This is a genomic window from Pseudomonas sp. 86_A, assembly GCF_017491705.1.
Taxonomy (GTDB): domain Bacteria; phylum Pseudomonadota; class Gammaproteobacteria; order Pseudomonadales; family Pseudomonadaceae; genus Aquipseudomonas; species Aquipseudomonas koreensis.
Map to the genome: position 1 here is coordinate 57,586 of NZ_JAFGYS010000004.1, position 21,049 is coordinate 78,634.

General features: G+C 58.0%; 21 protein-coding genes and 1 tRNA gene. 13 read left to right on the top strand and 9 right to left on the bottom strand.

The annotated features are described in order from the left end of the window. Nucleotides 1-113 precede the first annotated feature (113 nt). Nucleotides 114-1,310, top strand: a complete 1,197-nt coding sequence (locus J5M57_RS07635) for an MFS transporter (protein ID WP_169841870.1) — start codon at nucleotides 114-116, stop codon at nucleotides 1,308-1,310. 96 nt (nucleotides 1,311-1,406) lie between these two features. Continuing rightward, a complete protein-coding gene (locus J5M57_RS07640; protein ID WP_169841869.1) occupies nucleotides 1,407-1,628 on the top strand; it encodes a hypothetical protein in 222 nt (73 codons plus the stop codon). 120 nt (nucleotides 1,629-1,748) lie between these two features. On the opposite strand, the gene J5M57_RS07645 is transcribed toward J5M57_RS07640, so the two are convergent. Then, complete coding sequence (locus tag J5M57_RS07645) at nucleotides 1,749-2,288, bottom strand: GAF domain-containing protein (RefSeq protein WP_207849518.1); 540 nt, start codon at nucleotides 2,286-2,288, stop codon at nucleotides 1,749-1,751. Nucleotides 2,289-2,705: 417 nt separating this feature from the next. On the opposite strand from J5M57_RS07645, the gene J5M57_RS07650 reads away from it, so the two are divergent. From J5M57_RS07650 to J5M57_RS07685, 8 genes are all read left to right on the top strand, one after another. Beyond that, on the top strand, nucleotides 2,706-3,251 hold the full coding sequence (locus tag J5M57_RS07650; protein WP_207849517.1) for a fimbrial protein: 546 nt from the start codon (nucleotides 2,706-2,708) through the stop codon (nucleotides 3,249-3,251). Between the two features lie 70 nt (nucleotides 3,252-3,321). After that, a complete protein-coding gene (locus tag J5M57_RS07655; protein WP_207849516.1) occupies nucleotides 3,322-4,062 on the top strand; it encodes a fimbria/pilus periplasmic chaperone in 741 nt (246 codons plus the stop codon). Between the two features lie 40 nt (nucleotides 4,063-4,102). Beyond that, complete coding sequence (locus J5M57_RS07660; protein ID WP_207849515.1) at nucleotides 4,103-6,700, top strand: fimbria/pilus outer membrane usher protein; 2,598 nt, start codon at nucleotides 4,103-4,105, stop codon at nucleotides 6,698-6,700. Then, complete coding sequence (locus J5M57_RS07665; protein ID WP_083369261.1) at nucleotides 6,697-7,797, top strand: fimbrial protein; 1,101 nt, start codon at nucleotides 6,697-6,699, stop codon at nucleotides 7,795-7,797. Before J5M57_RS07660 ends, J5M57_RS07665 begins: the two co-directional genes overlap by 4 nt. 623 nt (nucleotides 7,798-8,420) lie before the next feature. Beyond that, nucleotides 8,421-8,660: a hypothetical protein gene (locus tag J5M57_RS07670; protein ID WP_083369260.1), complete on the top strand. Its 240-nt coding sequence runs from the start codon at nucleotides 8,421-8,423 to the stop codon at nucleotides 8,658-8,660. A gap of 173 nt (nucleotides 8,661-8,833) precedes the next feature. Then, nucleotides 8,834-9,196, top strand: a complete 363-nt coding sequence (locus J5M57_RS07675) for a hypothetical protein (RefSeq protein ID WP_169841865.1) — start codon at nucleotides 8,834-8,836, stop codon at nucleotides 9,194-9,196. Nucleotides 9,197-9,330: 134 nt separating this feature from the next. Next, nucleotides 9,331-9,669 (top strand): hypothetical protein, encoded by a 339-nt coding sequence (locus J5M57_RS07680; RefSeq protein WP_083369258.1) that lies wholly within the window; start codon nucleotides 9,331-9,333, stop codon nucleotides 9,667-9,669. Nucleotides 9,670-9,859: 190 nt separating this feature from the next. Continuing rightward, nucleotides 9,860-10,552, top strand: coding sequence for a M24 family metallopeptidase (locus J5M57_RS07685; RefSeq protein WP_207849514.1), 693 nt, complete (start codon nucleotides 9,860-9,862; stop codon nucleotides 10,550-10,552). Between the two features lie 225 nt (nucleotides 10,553-10,777). Here J5M57_RS07685 and J5M57_RS07690 read toward each other — a convergent pair whose 3' ends face one another. The 3 genes from J5M57_RS07690 to J5M57_RS07700 all read right to left on the bottom strand — a co-directional run bounded on the left by J5M57_RS07690 (nucleotide 10,778) and on the right by J5M57_RS07700 (nucleotide 12,942). Further along, nucleotides 10,778-11,530: a hypothetical protein gene (locus tag J5M57_RS07690; RefSeq protein ID WP_207849513.1), complete on the bottom strand. Its 753-nt coding sequence runs from the start codon at nucleotides 11,528-11,530 to the stop codon at nucleotides 10,778-10,780. Between the two features lie 1,008 nt (nucleotides 11,531-12,538). Beyond that, the gene (locus tag J5M57_RS07695) at nucleotides 12,539-12,718 is read right to left on the bottom strand and encodes a hypothetical protein (RefSeq protein WP_207849562.1); all 180 of its coding nucleotides are present in this window, start codon (nucleotides 12,716-12,718) and stop codon (nucleotides 12,539-12,541) included. A gap of 136 nt (nucleotides 12,719-12,854) precedes the next feature. Then, nucleotides 12,855-12,942 (bottom strand) — tRNA-Ser (locus J5M57_RS07700). Between the two features lie 122 nt (nucleotides 12,943-13,064). Between J5M57_RS07700 and J5M57_RS07705 the strand changes: the two genes are divergently transcribed. After that, on the top strand, nucleotides 13,065-13,736 hold the full coding sequence (locus J5M57_RS07705; RefSeq protein WP_027613775.1) for a Bax inhibitor-1/YccA family protein: 672 nt from the start codon (nucleotides 13,065-13,067) through the stop codon (nucleotides 13,734-13,736). A 70-nt stretch (nucleotides 13,737-13,806) separates the two neighbouring features. Here the strand turns inward: J5M57_RS07705 and J5M57_RS07710 are convergent, their stop codons facing one another. After that, the gene (locus tag J5M57_RS07710; protein ID WP_207849512.1) at nucleotides 13,807-14,133 is read right to left on the bottom strand and encodes a YceK/YidQ family lipoprotein; all 327 of its coding nucleotides are present in this window, start codon (nucleotides 14,131-14,133) and stop codon (nucleotides 13,807-13,809) included. A 58-nt stretch (nucleotides 14,134-14,191) separates the two neighbouring features. After that, a complete protein-coding gene (locus tag J5M57_RS07715; RefSeq protein ID WP_207849511.1) occupies nucleotides 14,192-14,629 on the bottom strand; it encodes an Lrp/AsnC family transcriptional regulator in 438 nt (145 codons plus the stop codon). 150 nt (nucleotides 14,630-14,779) lie between these two features. On the opposite strand from J5M57_RS07715, the gene J5M57_RS07720 reads away from it, so the two are divergent. After that, nucleotides 14,780-15,676: a DMT family transporter gene (locus J5M57_RS07720; RefSeq protein WP_207849510.1), complete on the top strand. Its 897-nt coding sequence runs from the start codon at nucleotides 14,780-14,782 to the stop codon at nucleotides 15,674-15,676. Here the strand turns inward: J5M57_RS07720 and J5M57_RS07725 are convergent. The 3 genes from J5M57_RS07725 to J5M57_RS07735 all read right to left on the bottom strand — a co-directional run bounded on the left by J5M57_RS07725 (nucleotide 15,663) and on the right by J5M57_RS07735 (nucleotide 20,344). After that, on the bottom strand, nucleotides 15,663-17,552 hold the full coding sequence (locus J5M57_RS07725) for an acyltransferase family protein (protein ID WP_207849509.1): 1,890 nt from the start codon (nucleotides 17,550-17,552) through the stop codon (nucleotides 15,663-15,665). The two genes, J5M57_RS07720 and J5M57_RS07725, sit on opposite strands and share 14 nt — an antisense overlap. A gap of 79 nt (nucleotides 17,553-17,631) precedes the next feature. Continuing rightward, nucleotides 17,632-18,672, bottom strand: coding sequence for an FUSC family protein (locus tag J5M57_RS07730; protein WP_207849561.1), 1,041 nt, complete (start codon nucleotides 18,670-18,672; stop codon nucleotides 17,632-17,634). A gap of 46 nt (nucleotides 18,673-18,718) precedes the next feature. After that, nucleotides 18,719-20,344, bottom strand: a complete 1,626-nt coding sequence (locus J5M57_RS07735) for an NADP-dependent glyceraldehyde-3-phosphate dehydrogenase (RefSeq protein WP_207849508.1) — start codon at nucleotides 20,342-20,344, stop codon at nucleotides 18,719-18,721. Between the two features lie 349 nt (nucleotides 20,345-20,693). On the opposite strand from J5M57_RS07735, the gene J5M57_RS07740 reads away from it, so the two are divergent. Then, nucleotides 20,694-21,047, top strand: coding sequence for a c-type cytochrome (locus J5M57_RS07740; RefSeq protein WP_207849507.1), 354 nt, complete (start codon nucleotides 20,694-20,696; stop codon nucleotides 21,045-21,047). Nucleotides 21,048-21,049: the final 2 nt, after the last annotated feature.

The window sequence follows — 21,049 nt, forward strand, 5'->3', positions numbered from 1 at the left end:
ACTCAAGGGTGACAATCACGTCCTTTTCGTGATCGACGAAGCGACGCAAGCACAGTGAAAAAACGCGCGTCCGAGCCGTTGCCCGGACGCCTCTCGCAATACAGGTAGTTCCAATGACTTCTCTTTCTACAGAAAAACGCGGCTGGAGCGCCGTGCTGGCCATGTCGTTGGCCGCATTTGCCCTGGTCGCTTCAGAGTTCATGCCCGTCAGCCTGCTGACGCCCATTGCCGCAGAACTGCACATCACCGAGGGCCAGGCCGGGCAGGGGATTTCCGTATCCGGTGCCTTCGCCTTGCTCACCAGCCTGGTGATTGCCGCGGTTGCCGCGCGCGTCGAGCGCAAGAAGCTGCTGCTGTGCCTGACTTTGCTGATGATCGTCTCGGGCACGGTGGTCGCGTTCGCCCCGGGCTACCCGTCATTCATGTTTGGGCGTGCCTTGATCGGCATCGCCATCGGCGGTTTCTGGTCATTGTCGGCGGCGACCGCCATGCGTCTGGTGCCACCCGAGCAAGTGTCCCGGGCGCTGGCCATCGTCAATGGCGGGAACGCGCTGGCGACAGTCATCGCCGCGCCGGCGGGCAGCTTTCTCGGCTCGCTGATCGGCTGGCGCGGCGCATTCTTTTGCGTGGTGCCCGTCGCCGCGCTGGCCGCCGTGTGGCTGCTGATCAGCCTGCCGTCCTTCAAGGCCGAAGGCCGGGGCAACAGTGGCAACGCCTTGCGGTTGATGACACGCTGGCCTGTTGCCTTGGGCATGATCGCCGTCAGCGTATTTTTCATGGGCCAGTTCATGCTGTTCACTTACCTGCGCCCGTTTCTTGAAGGCGTCACCGGGGTCAGCGTTACGACGTTGTCGTTCATGCTCCTGGGGCTGGGCCTTGCCGGTTTTATCGGCACCTTCCTGATCGAGCGATTCATCGGCAACGGTCTCTACCGCACGCTGACGTTGATCCCGCTGATCATGGCGATTATCGCGCTGGCGCTGGTGAACTTCGGTGCCTCGCCACTGCTCACGGCTGTGCTGCTCGGATTCTGGGGGTTGGTCGCCACCGCGGCGCCCGTGGGCTGGTGGACGTGGCTGGCGCAGACCCTCCCGGACGACGCCGAAGCTGGAGGAGGCTTGCTGGTGGCCATTGTGCAACTGGCGATCGCCGCAGGGGCAATCGTCGGTGGCCTGGCATTTGACCTGAGCGGTTACAAAGCCACCTTCGAGCTGAGCGCTGCGGTATTGGTGCTGGCGTCTGTGTTGGCCTGGCTGGCGGGGCGCCATGCCACTGCAGCTCATCTTGGCGAATCGAACGCCACAGCCTGACCAGGCCACGCCCTCTGTTGCACCGTCAGTCGCCTTCACTGAACACTGCAGACGCGCAGCCCTCTACCGACTCACAACTCACCAGGGTGATAAACCATGAGCGACGGTCGGAAAGAGCAGGCGTTGGCCGCCTGGCAAAAATTACTCGAAACGCCAGAGATCCGCATGGACGCCGAGGATCAGTACGACGAGTTGCTGAAAATGGCCGACTCGATGGAACTGGAAGGGCTGATCAATGCGACTGAATGGCGTCGACTCGTGCGAAAGGCCGGCACGAATTTCGCCCAGACGACAGAGGGGCTTTTGGGGGGGACGTAGAGACTTTGCGAATGGAGGGCATTCTTAACGTATCGCGTCATCGCCCTCGGTTTTTGCTTCTGAGCGGGTTCTGAGTACACACAAACGACAAGGCCCCGACTATTCAGGGCCTTGTCTTGGTTATTCTGTAACCCGTGAACCGTTCTTGCTGTAGCCGCTGCCGGGCTCTGTCAAATTCGAGTAGAAGATGCAGCCGATCAGTCTGGCGAACAGGCCTAAAGTGTCCGCCAGATCCGGGTCGTCGAATATGACGGCCCTGGAGTCCAAAGCACACAGCGCGCCCCACAGTTGTCCATCGGGAAGGAAAATGGGCGCGCCGGCGTAGCTTTCAATCAAATATTGTTTCACCACCGGACGCGTCGAGAACCTGCCGTCTCGACTGATTTGTGGCACGAAAAGCACTTGGGGATCTCTTCGAAACTCGCTGCAAAGCGTGGTCTCGAGTTCCAGTGTGTCGCCGGTGTTGATCCCCAGTTCGATCGGATCGTGCGCGGAACAGACGATCCATTCCGTGTCGGTGAATTTTGCGATCGCCGCGAAGCGTGTCCCGGTCATGCGTGTGACGAGCTGGAGAATATTGGTAGTGGCTTCTATTTCAGCGATAGAGGAACGTTCCTCCGCGCTTAGCAACGCTCTGTGAATGGTGTCACTGAGAGGCATGCATTGTTCTCCGGTAATGAATGATCGAGTAGGCGACTGCGGAACGCGCTGGAAACTGTCGCTTTGATTCTAAACAAAACGGATTCGTTCACTTGAGCGTTTCCTGATGGCTTGCATAGTGAAGGATCATTGGCGAGACGCTCGAAGAGCCAATTGCTGCGCCATATCTTTGATCACACGGGTGATTGACTGGCTGTGCTGTCAGGCAATTTTTCTATAGCCCTCGATCCTTCTGCGCCTCCCGTGGTGTGAAATTTCCTACAAATCGGTGGGAAAGCGCCTACGGGAATCCTCTCTCCAAACGACCAGGATTGTCTCGTCGCCCAGGCAGATGGCTTGTAAATCACGACGCATTCCGCGCCGGACAACCATCCAGACTTACGCGACGGGTTCGTATCTTACTTTTGGAGTTGTCCCATGAATCGCAAAGCTCTCGCTATCGCTGTGCTGATTGCCGCCTCTGGCGCTCAGTTCGCCAACGCCGCTGACGGCACCATCAATTTCAATGGCGAGCTGGTCAACCAGACCTGCACCATCTCCGTTGACGGCGTGGTTTCACCGGCTGTCGCAACCGTGACCCTGCCAACCATCTCCACGGGTCTGCTGACGACCGCTGGGCAAGTTGAAGGCCAGACCGGTTTCAACATCCAGTTGAGCAGCTGCGTCGGTACCGCGACGACCGCGGCAGCGTTCTTCAACGCCGGTTCGACCGTTGATCCGGTCAGCGGCAACCTGAACAACATGACCGGCACCGCAAACAACGTGCAACTGCAACTGGTTGACCAGCAGGGCGGCGCAGTGATTCAGGCGGGTAACACCAACCAGATCACCAAAACCACGCGCAACACCATCGATGGCACTGGCGCGGCCAACATGCCGTATGCCGTGCAATACATCGCCACTGGCGCAACCACGCCGGGCACCGTGGTCAGCTCCGTGACCTACAACGTCGACTACCAGTAAGCCGATAGCCCTCTGACGTGCCCTGAACCAGGGGGAAGGGCGCGTCCGAGTGCGGCAAAAGAGGTGCGTCATGCGTTACGCAAGTCTGTTTCGAGTCAGTGCAGTGTTGCTGCTGTGCATGCTGATGCATGCGCAAGCCAAGGCCGGTGTGGTGATCACCGGGACGCGTCTGGTGTACCCGGCGAGTCAGAAAGAAGTCACCGTCAAATTGAACAACAACGGCGCGCGTCCCGTGCTGGTGCAGTCGTGGGTCGACAGCGGTGATATCCAGTCGAGTCCTACCAGCTCCAAGTCGCCGTTTGTGCTGTCGCCGCCGGTGTCGCGTATTGACCCGAGCAAGGGCCAAAGCCTGCGCCTGATGTTCACCGGCGCAGCGTTACCAACCAACAAGGAGTCGGTGTTCTGGCTCAACGTGCTGGAGATCCCGCCGAAGGCCGAAGGCCCGACGGATCTGAACATGCTGCAAATGGCTTTCCGTTCACGGATCAAGATTTTCTATCGCCCCGACGGTCTGCCAGGTAATCCCAACGAGGCGATGCAGCAGGTGCAATGGAAAGTCGTGCCGGCGGACAAGGGATTTGCCTTGCAGGCATTCAATCCGAGCGCGTTCCACCTGTCCCAGGTCGAACTGGCCCTGACAGTGGGTGCGCAACGTTTCGAGAGCGAGAACGGCATGGTCGGTCCGGGTGAAACCAAGACATTTGCCTTGCCCACACTCAAGTCGATGCCCGGTGCTGCGGCGCAGGTCGAGTTCAACGCCATCAATGACTACGGCGCTCTGGTGCCATTAAAGCAACCGCTCAAGCCCTGACTTTCCCGCGAACGTTTTTAGCGCACCGCACGAGTAACCTATGAAGACTCTTCCATGCCTGGGCGCATGCCCGCAGGCTCGACCTCGCTTTGCCCTGAATCGGCTGACCGTTCTGGTTCTCCAGACGCTGGCCGGCGTATCAGGTGCGTTCGCCACCCAGGCATGGGCTGAAGACGTGCAGTTCAACGACGCGTTTCTGCCTGAGGATTCGCGCAGCCTCGATCTGGCGGCTTATCAGCAGGGCAACCCGGTGTTGCCCGGCGAATACCGTGCCGACATCGCGGTCAACGGTAAGCTGATGACGCGTCAGGACATCCGCATCAATGCCCAAGCCGATGGCAGCCACCCGACGGTGTGCTTCAGCCGTGGCTTACTGGAATTGATCGGCGTGGATTTTCGGCGCCTGTCCGCTGAAGCCATGGCGAGCGTTGAGAGCGGCGCCTCATGCCTGGATATCGTGCAGTTGATCGAAGGCGCGAGTGCGACGTTTTCGCCCTCCAATCAGCAACTCGACATCAGCATTCCGCAGGTTGCGTTGCGCCGCGACGCGCGTGGTTATGTCAGCCCGGAGTTATGGGATCGCGGCGTGACCGCGGGGACGCTGAGCTACAACTTCAACGCCAACCACAACAAGACCGACAGCGGCAATTACGACTCGGCCTATTTGGGGCTGAATGCCGGGCTGAACATCGGTGACTGGCGTTTGCGCCACAACGGTTCGGCGAGTTGGGACAAGTCCAACGGTCAGAATTATCAGGCGCTCAACACCTACGCCCAGCGCGATATCACTTCGCTCAAGAGTCAGTTGACGGTGGGCGAAGCCAACACCAGCGGCGAGATTTTCGACACCTTGGCCTATCGCGGTGTGCAACTGGGTACCGACGATCGCATGCTGCCCGAATCCCAGCGCGGCTATGCGCCGGTGATCCGCGGCATCGCTCGTACCAGTGCGCGAGTCGCCGTGCGTCAGGCCGGCAATCTGCTGTATGAAACCACGGTGGCGCCGGGCGCCTTCGTGATCGATGACCTGTATTCGACCGGTTATGGCGGCGACCTCGACGTGACCGTCTACGAAGCCGACGGCAGCGAGCAATCGTTCATCGTGCCGTTTGCCTCGACTGCGCAATTGCTGCGTCCGGGGACCTCGCGTTTCAGCGTGACTGCCGGGGAAACCCGCAACAACTATATCGACAGCCAGGCGAAGCTTTTTCAGGGCACCTATCAGCGTGGTCTGAACAATATTTTCACCGGTTACGGTGGATCGCAACTGAGCGACGACTACCGTGCAGCGCTCGGTGGCCTGGCCTTCAGCACGCCGGTCGGGGCGATGGCGGTGGACGTCACTCATGCGCAGACCGACCTCAAGAGCGGCACCGCCAGTGGCCAGAGTGCGCGTTTGAGCTACAGCAAAAACATTCTCAGCACCGGCAGTAACTTCGCCGTGGCAGCCACCCGTTTTTCCACGGAAAACTACCTGGATTTCAGCAACGCCGTGCAGTTGCTCGATGCCGAGCGCAATGGCCTCGACACCAGCCTTTACGGCCGCCCGCGCAGTCGTCTGTCGCTGACCGCCAACCAAAGCATGGGCGACTGGGGCCAGGTGGCCTTCAACGGTTTCACCCAAAACTACTGGAACCTGCCGGGGCGCGATGTGCAGTACCAGTTCAGTTACAACAAGCAGCACGGTTCGGTCAGTTATGGCGTCAGCGCCAACCGGGCGCGCATGGGCATGGGCGAGATGGACACCAGCTTGCTGTTTACTGTGAGCATGCCGCTGGAGTTCGGCTCCACGCTCAATCGCCCGCAACTGTCGGCGCGGGTCATGCGTGACACCCATGGCACTTACAGCGAGCAAGCGACGCTCAGCGGCACCGCAGGTGAAGACCGTCAGTACAACTATGGTGTGACGGCCGGCCATGACGGCGCAACTCGCACCAACAGCACCTCGGTCAATGGTCAGTACATCGGCCCCAAAGCCATCGTCGGCGCCACCGTCAGCCGTGGTGAGGGCTACGACAGCCTGTCGCTGAACGCCAGCGGCAGCGTGGTCGCGCACCCGAACGGCGTGACGCTGACCCCGTATCGTGGCGAAACCATGGCGGTCATCACCGCCGAAGGCGCCGAGGGCGCGAAGGTGGTGGGCTTCCCGGGCCTGCGTCTCGATAAGCGTGGCAACGCGGTGGTGCCGTACTTGCGTCCTTATGAGCTGAACGAAGTGGCGATCGATCCGTTGGGCACCGACATGAACGTCGAGTTGAGCGAAACCAGTCAGCAAGTCGCGCCGCGTGCCGGCGCAGTGGTGGCGCTCAAATACGGTACGCAAAACGGTCAAGCGCTGCTGCTCAACGTCACGTTGGCCGACGGCAGCAGCCTGCCATTCGGCGCCAGCGTGGTCGATGACCGTGGCGTGTCGGTCGGGGTGGTCGGGCAGGGCGGGCAGCTCTACGCCCGGGTCAAGGACAACGCGCGCCGACTGTTGATCAGTTGGGGCACTCAGGCCGGTCAGCAATGCGCATTGCCGTTGCCGTCGGTGAAAAGCGCGGGCAAGCAACTGCAGCAAGTGGATGCAGTGTGCGCTGTCGCTCAAACAGATAATCGCGTTGCTTCTGTGAACAGCGCCCAGGAGTACAAGTTATGAAGACAATGCGTTTGATCAAGTCCGGTTTGGCGGTGGCGGTACTTTCATTGATGGCGAGCGCGGCAATGGCTCAGTGTGACTACACCGACGGCACCACCAACATGATCCGCACGCAGCCTTTGTTAGGTGGCAATCTGACCGTTGGACGGGATGTTCCGCTGGGCGCGGAAATCTATCGTCAGACGTTCAATGCGACAACGGTCGTGCGCATCCTCTGTAATGCAGGTATTTACAATATAGAAACCCGGCGCTGGCTTCCGACCACACCGCTGCCATTGTCCAGTTGGGCTGGTTCACCTTGGGGCGGGCATGTGTACCAAACCGGTGTTCCGGGTATTGGGGTTGCATTGTGGTTCAGCGGTACTCCTTTTCCTTCATCGCTCAACTCCACGAACTGCGGTAACGGGACGGCCAATTGCATCGTGTCGATTCAAGCCCCGCTGGCATTCGACTTGTCGTTGATCAAGATCGGTGACGTCTCACCGGGCACCATTCAGGGCGCGTCGTTACCGACAATGGCTCAGTCGCGGATCAGCAGCAATAGCGTTGAAGTTCAGCGCGTCAACTTCTCCGGCAGCATCAACATCGTTTCGCGCACTTGTTCGACACCCGACGTGTCGGTACCGATGGGCACGTACAGGCTCAACGAATTTTCCGGCAAGAACTCGTTCACGCCGTGGAAGGACTTCTCGATTGCCCTGAACAACTGCCCGGCGTTCCACGGCTATTACCAAGGCACCGGTCCGCGCTGGTTAAGCGACGGCAGCAGCAACAACCTCGACTCGCGCAAGAATAACGTGCTGCAGGTTCGCCTGGATCCGACCCGTGCGGCAATCACACCCAACCTCGGGATCATGAGCCTCAACCCCAGCGCCCCCGGTGAAGATCCGGCGGCTACCGGCGTCGGCCTGCAAGTGGCCGACAGTCATGGCACGCCATTACCGCTGGCCACTTTGCGCGCCAGTGGCATAACTCCGCGTGCCGTGGAGGGCGCCAGTTACACCATCCCGCTGAAGGCCCGCTACATCCAGACCGAAGACAGCCTCACCGCCGGTCCAGCCAATGCGACCGCCACTTTTACCATCAATTATTACTGACGAGGCTGTTTGCGTATGGAGATGTTTAAGCCGTAAATTTCTACTGAGATATCACTGCTGCGATTTCAAATTTTCTTCAGGTATGAAAAGGGCGTAGCAGGGAAGGGGGCCGGCGGTGGAGTCTTGGTCCGAGCCGCCGGCAATGAGCATGGTCACTCTACGATGCAAATCCAGCGGTGATTTTGCCGGTATGGCGCGCGAGTGAAGTGAACATCTGAAACCAGGTTCATGCCTCGCTCTTGGAGCGCTTCGGTCAGTTGTACGAGTGTCTCTGCTTGGATAGTCATTGCTGTCACCTCGTCAGATTTTCTGCGTTCATAATTCTTGACCGGGCGGGCAAGCCGCTAATTCATTTTTTCTACCCGATCGATTTGTTCAATCCACACCGCAGAGCTCTCCCTGACTGTCCCCTTCATTCAAGATTCAGGGCAATGAGGGGCTGCGCGCTATGGACTCAAGCTGCCTCAGAAAAGCGGCATCATTAAATCTGCGTTGCCGTGACCCGGTACAACTTCAGCTGTGCGGCATTGATTGAGCGGCTGATCTTGTCAGCCGTCTATTTGAACTAAAAATTGACTGATAAGTCAGGAGAGTTGCAGGTCACTATTCTTCGAGGGTAATCAATGCGCAACTACACGATCCAATACCTGTTCAACGGAGAGCCCCGTACTCACCATCTTGAACTGAAGCAGTCTGAGCTTGCCGTTCACGATGCCGCTATGCATCTGCTGCAGCTCCATTTCGGAGATGGTGAGAACAGCTTGATCATGCCGACAGCGGACTCGACTGCTGACGAGATTCTGGAACAGGCCAGCCTGGTTGGAATTACTGAAATCGAAGTGCAGGTTGGGGTAGAGGGATAACGACCCAAATTGCCGTCGTCGGATTCGGCGTGTTTGGACGGCGGCTTTAGGCCTGAAGCGGTCACCCCATCTGCTTACTAAATCAGGGGCGTCTCAGACTCCAGCCCGCGCTCTCGCGGTGCGTTTTGAAAATGCACCTAGACTTTGCGTGGTGAGCACCTTAAGGACAGCACATGGACATCACGATTCAACGGAAGAAAGGATTGTTTGATAGCGCCTATGGCCAGGCTATTCCGCTGACAGTCTTGTTTGATGGAACGGTCGTGGGCCGCCTGGAAACGGGTGCAACATTGTCTTTGGACCTCCCGGACACTTGCGGGACTTTGCAAGTCGGTATGCTTGACCCTGGAAATTCGCCTTACATTGGAAGCACGTCCGGTGAGGTCATATTGACCAGCAACGCACAAAGCGTTACCCCCGGGCAATCCGTTCAGGCTTTTTCGGTAAAGACCCGGAGATGGGTTTTTTTTGACGTGCTGGGTTTGGCAGGCTCAGCTCCGTTTAACCGTTGGGTGCTGGTGCTTGAGATGGATTAGACTTAAGACGCTTCTGGCAGGCAGCAATCGGTCAATAGCAGACGTTCGGAAATGGGGATCTTCTCCCTTGTTTCTCCATCCCTGTAAGCGCCAGCCTCGATGAACCGCCCCGAACAGGAAGAGACAGTCACCCTATGAGTTTGGATCGTACAAAGCGGCTGATTCATGGAGAGTTAAATCAGGAGTTCCCTATTGAAAGTCTCATCCATGTTCTTGAAGCAGCCATTGAGCTTATCTCTCTTCCGGACAATGACTTCTGCTGGTCAAGGTGGGAGGACGAAGAACAGGCAAAAAGCGAGTTGCTAGGTTTGGTCAGTACGCTGAAATCTGGCGTGTTACCCGAAAGGCTAAAGTTAGCAGTCCTGTTTGCTCCAACCGGTCCATTGCAAGAAGTCAGCCTCAGCAGTGGTTGGGCGGAACCCTTCCTCAAGGTGGCTGAGAAATATGATGAAGTTGAAGCATTACTTTGGTGAGCGGGCCAAAAACGCACTGAGTCTCGTCCACTAAACTGCATTTACGCGTTTTGTTGATAAGCGTTCGTGTATGGCCGCTTTCGGCCGATTTTAGCTGGTCGCGAAGGGCAGGAACCGGCCATTAGCTGACGTTCCGTTTTGCTCAAACGCCTGCTCCGTCAACCAAGGATGATGATAGAGGCTTCACTTTATGCCAGCACCACGCAACGTACTTGTACAGACAGCAGCGAAATCCGTCCTCGCGCAGCTTGTTGACCAAATAAAGCCGGACTTGACCGAGTCTTCAATCGCGAGAATTGCGGCTGATTTATTGACAAAAGCAGGGTTTCCCGATACCTGGTATTACGACTGTCCGGCATTCGTACTACTCGGATCGCGCAGTTCGATTTCTGTGTCAGGTCGAGACTATCAACCAAGCAGCGAAAAAGTTGGTCTGAATAATCTTGTGACCGTCGACCTCAGCCCCCGATCAGGGAGTGCTTGGGGCGATTGCGCACGCTCATTCTATGTCGAGGATGGTGTGTGTAGTTCTGTGCCGCTCGGAGATGAATTCACTCGTGGGTATGAAGCAGAGCGCAGTCTGCATGCCCTCATGCTACAAGCGGTCAGTCCTGAAACCACTTTCAATGAACTGTTCGAGTTGGCGAATGAGTCAATAATCGATATCGGTTTCGAAAATCTCGATTTTCTTGGCAACGTTGGTCACAGCATCTGCGAGCAGCGTGATCAAAGGCTTTACATTCAATCGGGTAACAAACGAAAACTGGGCGAGGTGGCGTGCTTCACATTCGAGCCACATATTCGAATCAGAGACGGTAAGTGGGGTTACAAGCATGAAAACATTTACTACTTCGACGACGATGGCGTCGCTTGTGAGTTGTAAAAGACTCCCACCGCTGTCGATCCACAGATGAGGCTGTTTTCTGAGGCTATAGGTAGGTAATTACACATAACGAATGTCTGCTTCTGGCCGATCTGTGCCGTTCGTGAAGGGCAGAAAACGGCCAAAAGCCGCCCTTCGTAGTAGCCGAAAATGGCGGAAAGAGAACGGTCTCACAGTCAGTGGAAGACCGTCTTAGGAATTGGTAATCTCTGCGAAACTGAGGCCCTATTTACTTCCAGAATCCGAGATCAAAGCGCAGTAGATTTCGCTCTTGCTGAAAATGAAAACGTGGGAAAAATTACCCAACGATGGCTCAAAATCACGAAGCACTGCTTCGTAATCTGATTTTTTATCAATCTGAGGCGGTTGTAATCCAAAATAAAACTGACGAAATCGGTCCTCGTCGGTATAAACAAGTAAAGCGGTTTTTTCTGGATAAGCAATTTTTGCTTTTTTCTTCAGAATTATTTTTAGCTGCTCAATCTTTCTATCATGCTTCTCCTGGGCTGTCTCGCTGACCATAATTGCAACGCCAGGATTCCTCGAAAGTTCTTTAAGTTGGTCAGCATCTTCTTTACCCTGAAGTGTAGTGACTTCGAGATAACATATATCCGACTGATTTGATCCCTCTCCCGTGTATTTAACTGTTGCATCGTGCTGCTGATTACCGTCGATCCACTGGATGACGACATTTTTTGGAGATGTGAAGTACAGTTTCGCGAAGTGAGCGATGGGGTACAGCTCATCGTGTACGTCTCGCAGCAGACCTATCCTCTGTGGGTGTTGCGGCTGCGCTGACGTGTCCCAAGTAAGTGTATCGAACAGCGCCTGAATTGCGGCCGCATGATTATAGTACCCATCAGCCGTCGTAGGCTGTCCCGCGGCTTTTTCGATAATCAATCTGTCCTCATTCCAATCAAGCGACAAAGGCTCGTGGACCGTTACTAACAATGATTGTGGATCGCTCGGTTCTTTCATGTATCTTTTAACTCCCTGTTTGATTGATTGCGTACCCATTTCGGAACAGCTGTGACGTCGCGCTAGCATGATCATGCAGGTGCCCACAGGTAGACGTTACAGTGGCACATTGAACTGCCACGTGCTAGCCGGGGCGGTTGCCTGTGTATGGACCCGATGCTGACCCTCCCCTTTGATCTCACAGGGTAGGCATCTGCCTAGTCTGAGAAGGCGCGATGGGGCGAACGCCATCAGCTACGAAAGACTGCTTTCGATCCATAGCAGCCCGTCAGGATGGGCTCCTAACGGCCAAGTGCAGCCGGCGGCGAAAACAGACTCCCTACGGTGCGCCTGGTGATCACCCTACCAGTATTACCATCAAGTGGGGGTACGAATCCGACCATACCAAAGCGGCTGTAGTAACTGTATCTTTAGCTCGTCAAAGGCCACCCATCACTCAAGATTAGGTTTCACATGCCAGAAGTCGCGCTCGTCCCAAAGTTCTTGAAATCATTCGCCGCAGAGCACGGGCTCAAAGTTCACGACTGCCTGTACGGCGCTATTGAAATTGGGGGTGAGTTCCCGATTCAGCAATCCGCGGCCGCCGTGTACGGGATCTGGGCTCACATGCCCGCAGCCCCCAGGACCGGGCTAGCCCAAGTGCCGGGCTTTCCTGGCTGGTACCCTGTTTACTGGGGCAAGGACATCTCACCAGTTAGCCGAATCAAGGCCCACGTTCAAGGGCACAGGAACGGTAATATCGGCCTGCCGAACATCGCTGAACTGAGGGGCGCACGCCTAGTGTTCGGCGCCGTTTTAGTTTCGGAATACCAACGCTTTGAGGCCCTCCTGCACCAGCATTGCCCTCCCTTCAAGGGAACGCCATCACTAGGACGTCAGAGCACGGTGGTGAGGGTACGGTGAGAGCTAACACCACAGTCGACACCGACGTTCCATCCATAGGCGGACTATCGCCCACTCACTGTCTGTTGGTCATTTCTAGGGGGGTCCGCTATTGGCCGATAGCGGTCACTCGGGCGCCATCAAAACCGCCAGCGTCATCTTGATGAATTCCTGATTTCTGTCGATCGTCCAGAGTGCGCCGCGGACGTTCTCAGCGACATCTGCCGACCCGCGATCCTCGACCCAGTTGGACAGTTCCATGATGGCGGCTTCGAGGGTGAGATGGTGTTCGTTGATCTTGACGATTAGGGAAGGGGGGGATTAGTTTTTCAGGTGGCGGAACGCCGGGGAAAGTAACGGAACACATCCGTGGGGGCGTAGATTTTCTCAAACCCCAGAAACGACAAAGCCCTGAATAATCAGGGCTTTGTCGTACTTAAGATGGCGGAGGCGATGGGATTCGAACTCATGGACCTGTTACAGTCGACGGTTTTCAAGACCGTTGCCTTAAACCACTCGGCCACACCTCCGTTGCGTTGCGGGCGCCATAATACCTGAATGAAACACACTGTCAAACTCTGTGCATGGCTTGTTACAGAGCGTCTGTTATGATCTTTGCGACTGAACGTTTCAAACCAACAGGAGTGTCGCCATGCGCGAACAGGATTACGCAGTTCACAACAGCGTGCAGGCTGAGCAGCTAGAGGTTAGCCGCGTCCTGCGCAACACATACGGCTTGCTCGCACTCACCCTCGCATTCAGCGGTGTGATGGCGTTCGTGGCCCAGCAGATGCGTGTCGGCTACCCGAATATTTTCGTGGTGCTGATCGGTTTCTACGGGCTGTTCTTCCTCACCAACAAACTCCGTGATTCGGCCTGGGGCCTGGTGTCCGCGTTTGCGCTGACCGGTTTCATGGGTTTCCTGCTTGGCCCGATCCTCAACCGTTACCTGGGCATGCAGGGCGGCGCTGAAGTGGTCAGCTCGGCATTCGCGATGACCGCGCTGGTGTTCGGTGGTCTGTCGGCCTATGTGCTGATCACCCGCAAGGACATGAGCTTCCTCGGTGGTTTCATCACCGCGGGTTTCTTCGTGCTGCTGGGTGCGACGCTGGCGAGCATGTTCTTCCAGATCAGCGGCCTGCAACTGGCGATCAGCGCAGGTTTCGTACTGTTCTCGTCGGTGTGCATCCTGTTCCAGACCAGCGCGATCATCCACGGTGGCGAGCGCAACTACATCATGGCGACCATCAGCCTGTATGTATCGATCTACAACCTGTTCATCAGCCTGTTGCAGATCTTCGGCATCATGAGCCGCGACGACTGATCGCTGTTGTGAAATAACGAAAAACCCGCCTCGGCGGGTTTTTTGTTGTCTGCGAAAATTACAAGCGCGATCAGTTGATCACAATGCTGCCGTCCGCCTGCTGCTTGTAGAGGGTGTAGGGCAACAACAGGGTGTCGAGTACGCCGGATGCGGCGGCATCGATCAGCACGCCGGGGTTGGCGTTCTTGTAGTCGAACGCATCAACGCCATCCTTCAGTTCGGCATGCATCAGGCAGAAGTCGTATGTCACGCCACTGTAGATCCGCGGTACCGCACCGCAGTAGGTTTTCTCGTTCCTGAGACGTTCAGCGGTCTTCTGGTCACTGCTCAAAACGGTCTGCACCGTGCCGCACCCGCTGAGCACCAATGCCATCAGCATCACTGCCTGAATTTTCATCACCGCCAATCCTTAGTCGGAAAAAACTCAATCTACGCCGAATACGCGCAAAACGCACTCACGCCATCGGCGGCAATCGACGTTTGACCGGGGTTTTCTTGACGATCGCGGTGTTGGTTTCAGCCAGTGTATTGAGCCGGTCGAGCAGGGTGTCCAGTTGCTCCATCGAGCGCACGTGCAGGCGCGCGACAAAACAATCTTCGCCGGTGACCTTGTCGCACTCGGTGAACTCCGGGATCGACAGGATCTGCCGTTCCACTTCCTGCAATTGCCCCGGCAGCGGTCGCACCCGGACGATCGCCTGCAGTTGATAGCCGAAGCATTTGGGATCGATTTCGACCGTATAGCCCTTGAGCACGCCGCGCTCTTCCAGCCGGCGTAACCGCTCGGCCACGCTGGGCGACGACAGGCCGCTGATCTGCGCCAACGCCTTGAGCGAGCGGCGCGAGTCTTCCATCAGGGCGCTGATGAGGATCTGGTCGATATCGTCGGTCATGGGGCAACTCCTGAATTAGGCATTTGAAGGAAACCACCCGCGATAAAGAAGGCAGAAATCCAGTTTAGCCTGCTTTTTACGCTGGAGGCGTGCGCTGGCGGCTTGGCATACTTTTGCCACGCTTTCGTCAAACGCTAAGGAAGATCGATGATGGACAAAACAATCCGGCGCGGCTCATTCGAAATGACCGCTGCCATGCTGATTTCCGGAACCATCGGCTGGTTCGTATTGGTCTCCGGGCAACCGGTGCTGGATGTGGTGTTCTGGCGTTGCGTGTTCGGCGCCGGCACCTTGCTGCTGATCTGTGCCGCGTTCGGCTTCCTGCGCCCGGGCATTCTGACCCGCACCACGTTCCTGTTGGCAGTGCTCAGCGGCGTCGCGATTGTCGGCAACTGGGTGTTGTTGTTCGCCTCGTACTCCCGGGCGTCGATTGCCATCGGCACCGCGGTCTATAACGTGCAGCCGTTCATGCTGGTCGGCCTGGCGGCGTTGTTTCTCGGCGAGAAGATCACCCTGCAGAAGCTGTTCTGGCTGGCGATTTCCTTTCTCGGCATGTTGGCGATCGTCAGCGCCCATGGCGGGCAGGGCGAGAGCGGTGGCGACTATCTGCTGGGGATTGCGCTGGCGTTGGGTGCGGCGTTGCTCTACGCGATAGCGGCGCTGATCATCAAGCGCCTGACCGGCACGCCGCCGCATCTGATCGCGCTGATTCAGGTCTGCACCGGGGTGTTGTTGCTCGCTCCGTTCGCGCACTTCAACGGCCTGCCGCACACCACCGGCGCATGGGCCAGCCTGGTGACGCTGGGCATCGTTCACACCGGCCTGATGTATGTGCTGCTGTACGGCGCGATTCAGAAACTGCCGACGGCCCTGACCGGTGCGCTGTCCTTCATCTACCCGATTGCGGCGATCTTCGTCGACTGGTTTGCCTTCGGCCATCGCCTGGAACCGCTGCAATGGCTTGGCGTGGCGGCGATCCTGCTGGCCGCTGCCGGGATGCAGCAAGGCTGGGGCCTGAAAACCCGGCGTCAGCTCAAATCGGTTTGATCAGATCGCGGAACAGTCCTTTCAACTGCTGGTTGCCGGCATCCACCAGATGATTGTCATCAAAGTACAGCGGCACGCCGTTCCTTGAACCCATGCAATGGCCGTTGGGGCACAGGTACGGCGTCGGGTCGATCACCGTTGCGTTGCAGCGGCTGGCCGCGGCTTCAATGGTTGCGATGGCGACGCGGTTGCGCTTTTCGTACGCCTGCAACGGCAAGGAAATGTCCGTGGTTTGTCGAAACAGTCGCTGATTCAGGTTCAAGCCCTTGTAGACGCTGAACGGCATTTCCGGGATCGGCTTGACGATATAGACCGGATGGTTTTCAGCGATCGAGCAAACGGTGCTGACGTACTCTTCGGTGTAAGCCTCGGCAAACGAGGCCTGCCGCTCGGGAAAGGAAATCCGATAGCTGTTTTCCCGGCCCGAATCCGCGTACAAAGCCGCGCGGCTGAACAGCACCACCGGGACGCCGGCATATGCGGTTTTCAGCTGTTGCAGCTTTTCCTGATTGAAGCCCCGGCACTGGCTTTCGACGGTCTTGTCGTGCATTGCAAAGTGCGCAAGGGTCGGGCAACCGCCCCGCGACCATGACAACGCCGCCTGAGGGTTTTCCATCTGCACCGCTGCTGCGGTCGATTGCGCATGGCTGTCGCCGTAGAGAATCACCGACACTTGTCCTGTGCCCAGTTTGCAATCTGCGGCCGCGAAGGCATTGGGGTAGCACTCCTGGGGGTACAGTTTGCTGGTGTATTCCGGCTGGCCGAATTCGACCAGTGCCGGGCGCCAATCGGGGTGTTGCTTGACCAGTGAAGACATCGTGGCCGACACGGCAACCACCCCCACGGTCAGCGCAGCGAACTTGATCACTGTGCGTGTCGCGGTGGTACCGTTCTTCACCTTCGATTCGACCCAGTAGAAAGAAAGGGCACCGAGGGCGAACGACGCGATGATCGCGCCGACCACGTGTGGCCAACTGCTCAACAGCCCGCACAGGTACAGCAACACCACCAGCGGCCAATGCCACAGGTACACCGAGTAGGAAATACTCCCGATAAATTGCAGCGCGGAATGGCTGCTGAACAGCGACCGGGTGTTGCCGTGAATCACCAGCATCGTCCCCAGCACCGGCACCAGAGCCAGATAACCTGGCCATAGATCCTGTTCGGAAAAGCCCTGCACACTGACTGCAATCGCCAGCAACCCAAGTCCTTCGCAGATCGCACCGCCGCGCTGGCCGAGCCGCAGGGGAAAGAGAAACACCAGCCCGCCCGCGATCATTTCCCACGCGCGGGTAGGCAGCATGTAGAACGCGAACGTCGGGTTGAGGCGGGTCACGATGATGGATGCTGCAAGTGAAACCAATGCCAGGGCCACCAGTGCCAAGCGAGTTCTGTCGGCGCCGAAGAACCTGTACAAGCCCATGATCAACACGGGATAGAGCATGTAGAACTGCCACTCGACCGACAGCGACCAGGTGTGCAGCAACCAGTTTTCATGCAGGGGGGCGGCAAAATAGTTGCCACTCTGGGCGAAGCTGAAGTTCGAGCTGAACAGCAGGCTGCTCTTGATTGTGCGGATCGTTTCGCGCAGGTCGTCCAGTGGCAGGTACAGGTAGCCGAATATCAACAGCGCAACGCACAAGGTCAGCAGGGCGGGAATGATGCGGCGCGCGCGTGAGGCGTAAAAGCCGAGGAGGGAAAAGTTCTGTTGTTGCACGCCCTTGAAGATGATGCCGGTCATCAGGAAACCGGAAATGACGAAGAACACGTCTACGCCAACAAATCCGCCTGCGAATCCGGGCACCTTGAAATGAAACAGCACGACCGATAGCACGGCCAGTGCCCGCAGGGCGTTGATACTCTTCCTGAATTGCATTTATGCGTCCATGTCACATCCGTTGTGCGGCGCATTGTAGTGATGATGTCGTTTTTGTTACATGGGTTTTTTCGAGAACTCAGATGTTCCAGCGCGGCGCGGTCACGGCCAGGCGCTGGCGCAGTTCGCCGATGTTGGCCGCCAGTTGCCGGGTCAACAGACGATAACCGTCGAGGGTGTTGTAGACCGGTGTGTCGAGGCTGGCGTCGGGCAGTTCGAGCGGGCGCTCGAGACGTTGTGCCGCACCAGTCTTCAAGGCCCGGGCCATGCCGATCAGTTGCACGCGGATCACCCGGTGCTCGGCCCGCAGCGCCGATTGCAGGTGGGCCATGGCGTCGGGATCGTTTGCATCCGGTCGGGTGTTACCGAGGATTTCCAGGGTGCTGACGCACATCCGCAGGTTGCGCTGGATCGCATCCAGTTCGGTCATGGAAATCTTCACTTCCTTGGACACCGATGGCATCAGCGAGCGCAGTTGCACCATCACCGTAGTCACCCGGGCCATGAGCTTCAGGTGTTCATCGGCGCTGACCGGTTGGCCGCTGATGATCCGCCCATACAACGTGGCGCAGTCGCGCAAGGCATCGGCCAGGTTGTAGCGCCACGAATACACCGCGTACAACGGCAGGGCGAAGGAAAACGCTAGGGCCAGGGCGATGCCGATCAGGATGTCGACCCCGCGCCACAAGCCGTCGGTAATGGGGTTGTCGCCATGCCCGGCGACAATGAACACGGTGATTGCCGAGAGCAGGGCGGTGTAACCACCCTTGCCGATCGCGTGATAGGAGAAAAATCCGCAGACCACCGCCATGGCGAAGTACGTCAGCCACGGTAGGCCCAGCCACGCCTGTTGCGCCACCAGCAGCAGACCGACACCGGCACCGATCAGGGTGCCGGTGGCGCGTTCGGCGGCTTTCTTGCCGATGTTGCCGTGGTGTTGCAGGCCGCCGATCACCACCCGCATCGTCACCGACGCCCACTCACCGTGGGGCAGGTTGATGCCGGTGGTCAGCAGAATGGTCGCCAGCAAACCCAGCGCCACCCGCACCGCGTGAATCAGCCGGGCGTGCCGGTAGCGGCGATAGGGGTCCAGTAACGGACGCAGGATTCGCCGCAGCAGCGGTGGCAGTCGGTGGGAGCTGAATGTACTCAGTGCAAGGTCCTCGTCAGAAGATGTAGTCGGTGGTCAGGAAGCTCGAATCGCGGCCGCGAATGATTTCGCTGATCAGATCCTTGTTGCTGTCCTGGAACTTGGTCGCCACCAGCGTGCGGATCGAAAATACCCGCAAGGCATCGTGTACCGACAGCGTACCCTCGGCGGAGTTCTTGCGTCCGTTGAACGGGTAGGTGTCCGGCCCGCGCTGGCACTGGGCGTTGAGGTTGATCCGTCCGACCTGGTTGGCAAAGGTATCGACCAGTCGGCCAATCGCCACCGGATTGGTGCCGAACAGGCTCAGTTGCTGACCGAAATCCGATTCCAGCACGTAGTCGATCACGGTATCGAGATGACGGTACGGCACGATCGGCACCACCGGGCCAAACTGTTCCTCGTTGTACACGCGCATCTGCGGCGTCACCGGGTACAGCACGGCCGGGTAAAAGAACGACTCGCGACTCTCGCCGCCGTTCGGGTTGACCACTTGCGCACCCTTGGTCTGCGCGTCGGCCACCAGACCGTGCAGGTAGTCGACCTTGCCCGACTCCGGCAACGGCGTCAGTGCCACGCCGCTGTCCCACGGCATGCCCGGCTTGAGGGTGGCCAGTCTGGCGTTGAATTTTTCGATGAAGGCGTCGACCACCTCCTCGTGCACAAACAGGATCTTCAGCGCGGTGCAGCGCTGGCCGTTGAACGACAGCGAACCGGTCACCGCTTCGCTGACGGCGTTATCCAGATCGACTTCCGGCAGGACGATGCCGGGGTTCTTCGCATCCAGGCCCAGCGCGGCGCGCAAGCGGTGTGGTTTCGGGTGCAGCTTCTTCAGGTCGCTGGCGGCCTTGTTGGTGCCGATGAAGGCGAAGATGTCGATTTTGCCGCTGGCCATCAGCGCACTGACGGTCTCGCGGCCGCTGCCGTAGATCACGTTGATCACGCCGGTCGGGAAGCTGTCGCGGAACGCTTCGAGCAACGGGCGGATCAGCAGCACGCCGAGCTTGGCCGGTTTGAACACCACGGTGTTGCCCATGATCAGCGCCGGAATCAGCGTGGTGAAGGTTTCGTTCAGCGGATAGTTATAAGGCCCCATGCACAGCGCGACGCCGAGCGGCACGCGGCGGATCTGGCCGAGGGTGTCCTGTTCCAGTTCGAAACGGCTGGAGCGGCGGTCGAGTTCTTTCAGTGCGTTGATGGTGTCGACGATGTAGTCGCAGGTGCGATCGAACTCTTTTTCCGAGTCCTTGAGGTTCTTGCCGATCTCCCACATCAGCAGCTTCACCACCGCTTCGCGCTGCTGGCGCATGCGGCCGAGGAAGGCTTCGACGTGCTGGATACGCTCGGCCACGCGCATGGTTGGCCACAGGCCCTGACCGCGATCATAGGCACGCACGGCGGCATCGAGCGCGGTAAGGGCGGTGTCGGCGTCAAGCAGCGGCGTGCTGCCGAGGATGACTTGTTCATCACCGTTTTCGCCGTGCAGGTACACAGGGCTGCGCACGGTGGCAAGCGGGCCGTCCCAGCGCCGCAGTTCGCCGTCGACGAGGTATTCGCGTTGTTCGACTTGACCGTCGAGACGGTATTTTTCCGGGATGTCGCTGACAGAAGGGAACAGGTTGCCAAGGATATTTGCTGTGGTCATGTCGCTACCCCGTGTTGATGTCCGCATACAGATCAAAAAGTCTGTACAGGTTATACGCCTGAATACGCTGAAATTTAAACCCGTGAATGTCACGCGAATGTCACGCCAAACCCCGGAACAGAGCGGCAATGCTCAGTCCAATCCCTGTAGGAGCTGCCGAAGGCTGCGATCTTTTGATCTTGTTCTTGAAAAACAAAGTCAAAAGATCGCAGCCTGCGGCCGCTCCTACAGACGGCAATGGGCTGGCCCCGTTTGCCCCCCTCGTTGTCCCGCAATGCCCTCAACCCGCTGCCGTGCCTGCCTTAAGGTGGGATCACAACAATAAGCGATGCCACCCTTGAGGATCGTTATGCGGGCCATCCGATTCACCTTACTGCTGGCGCTGTCCCTGACGTTGTTCGGCTGTGGCGAAAAAGCCCAACCGCCAGCGACCACGCGCAACGCCACACCTTCCGACTCCGCACTGGCGCAGATCTACACCAACAGCTGCCAGCTGTGCCATGCCAACCCGGCCGCCAACGCACCGCTCACCGGCGATCGCAAAGCCTGGGAGCCGCGCATTCAGCAGGGCGCCGACACGCTGCTCGACCACGCCATCAACGGCTACAACGGCATGCCGCCGATGGGCCAGTGCGTCGAATGCTCGGAAGAACAATTCCTGCAACTGATCGGCTTCATGGCCGACCAGCCCCTCCCACAATAAGG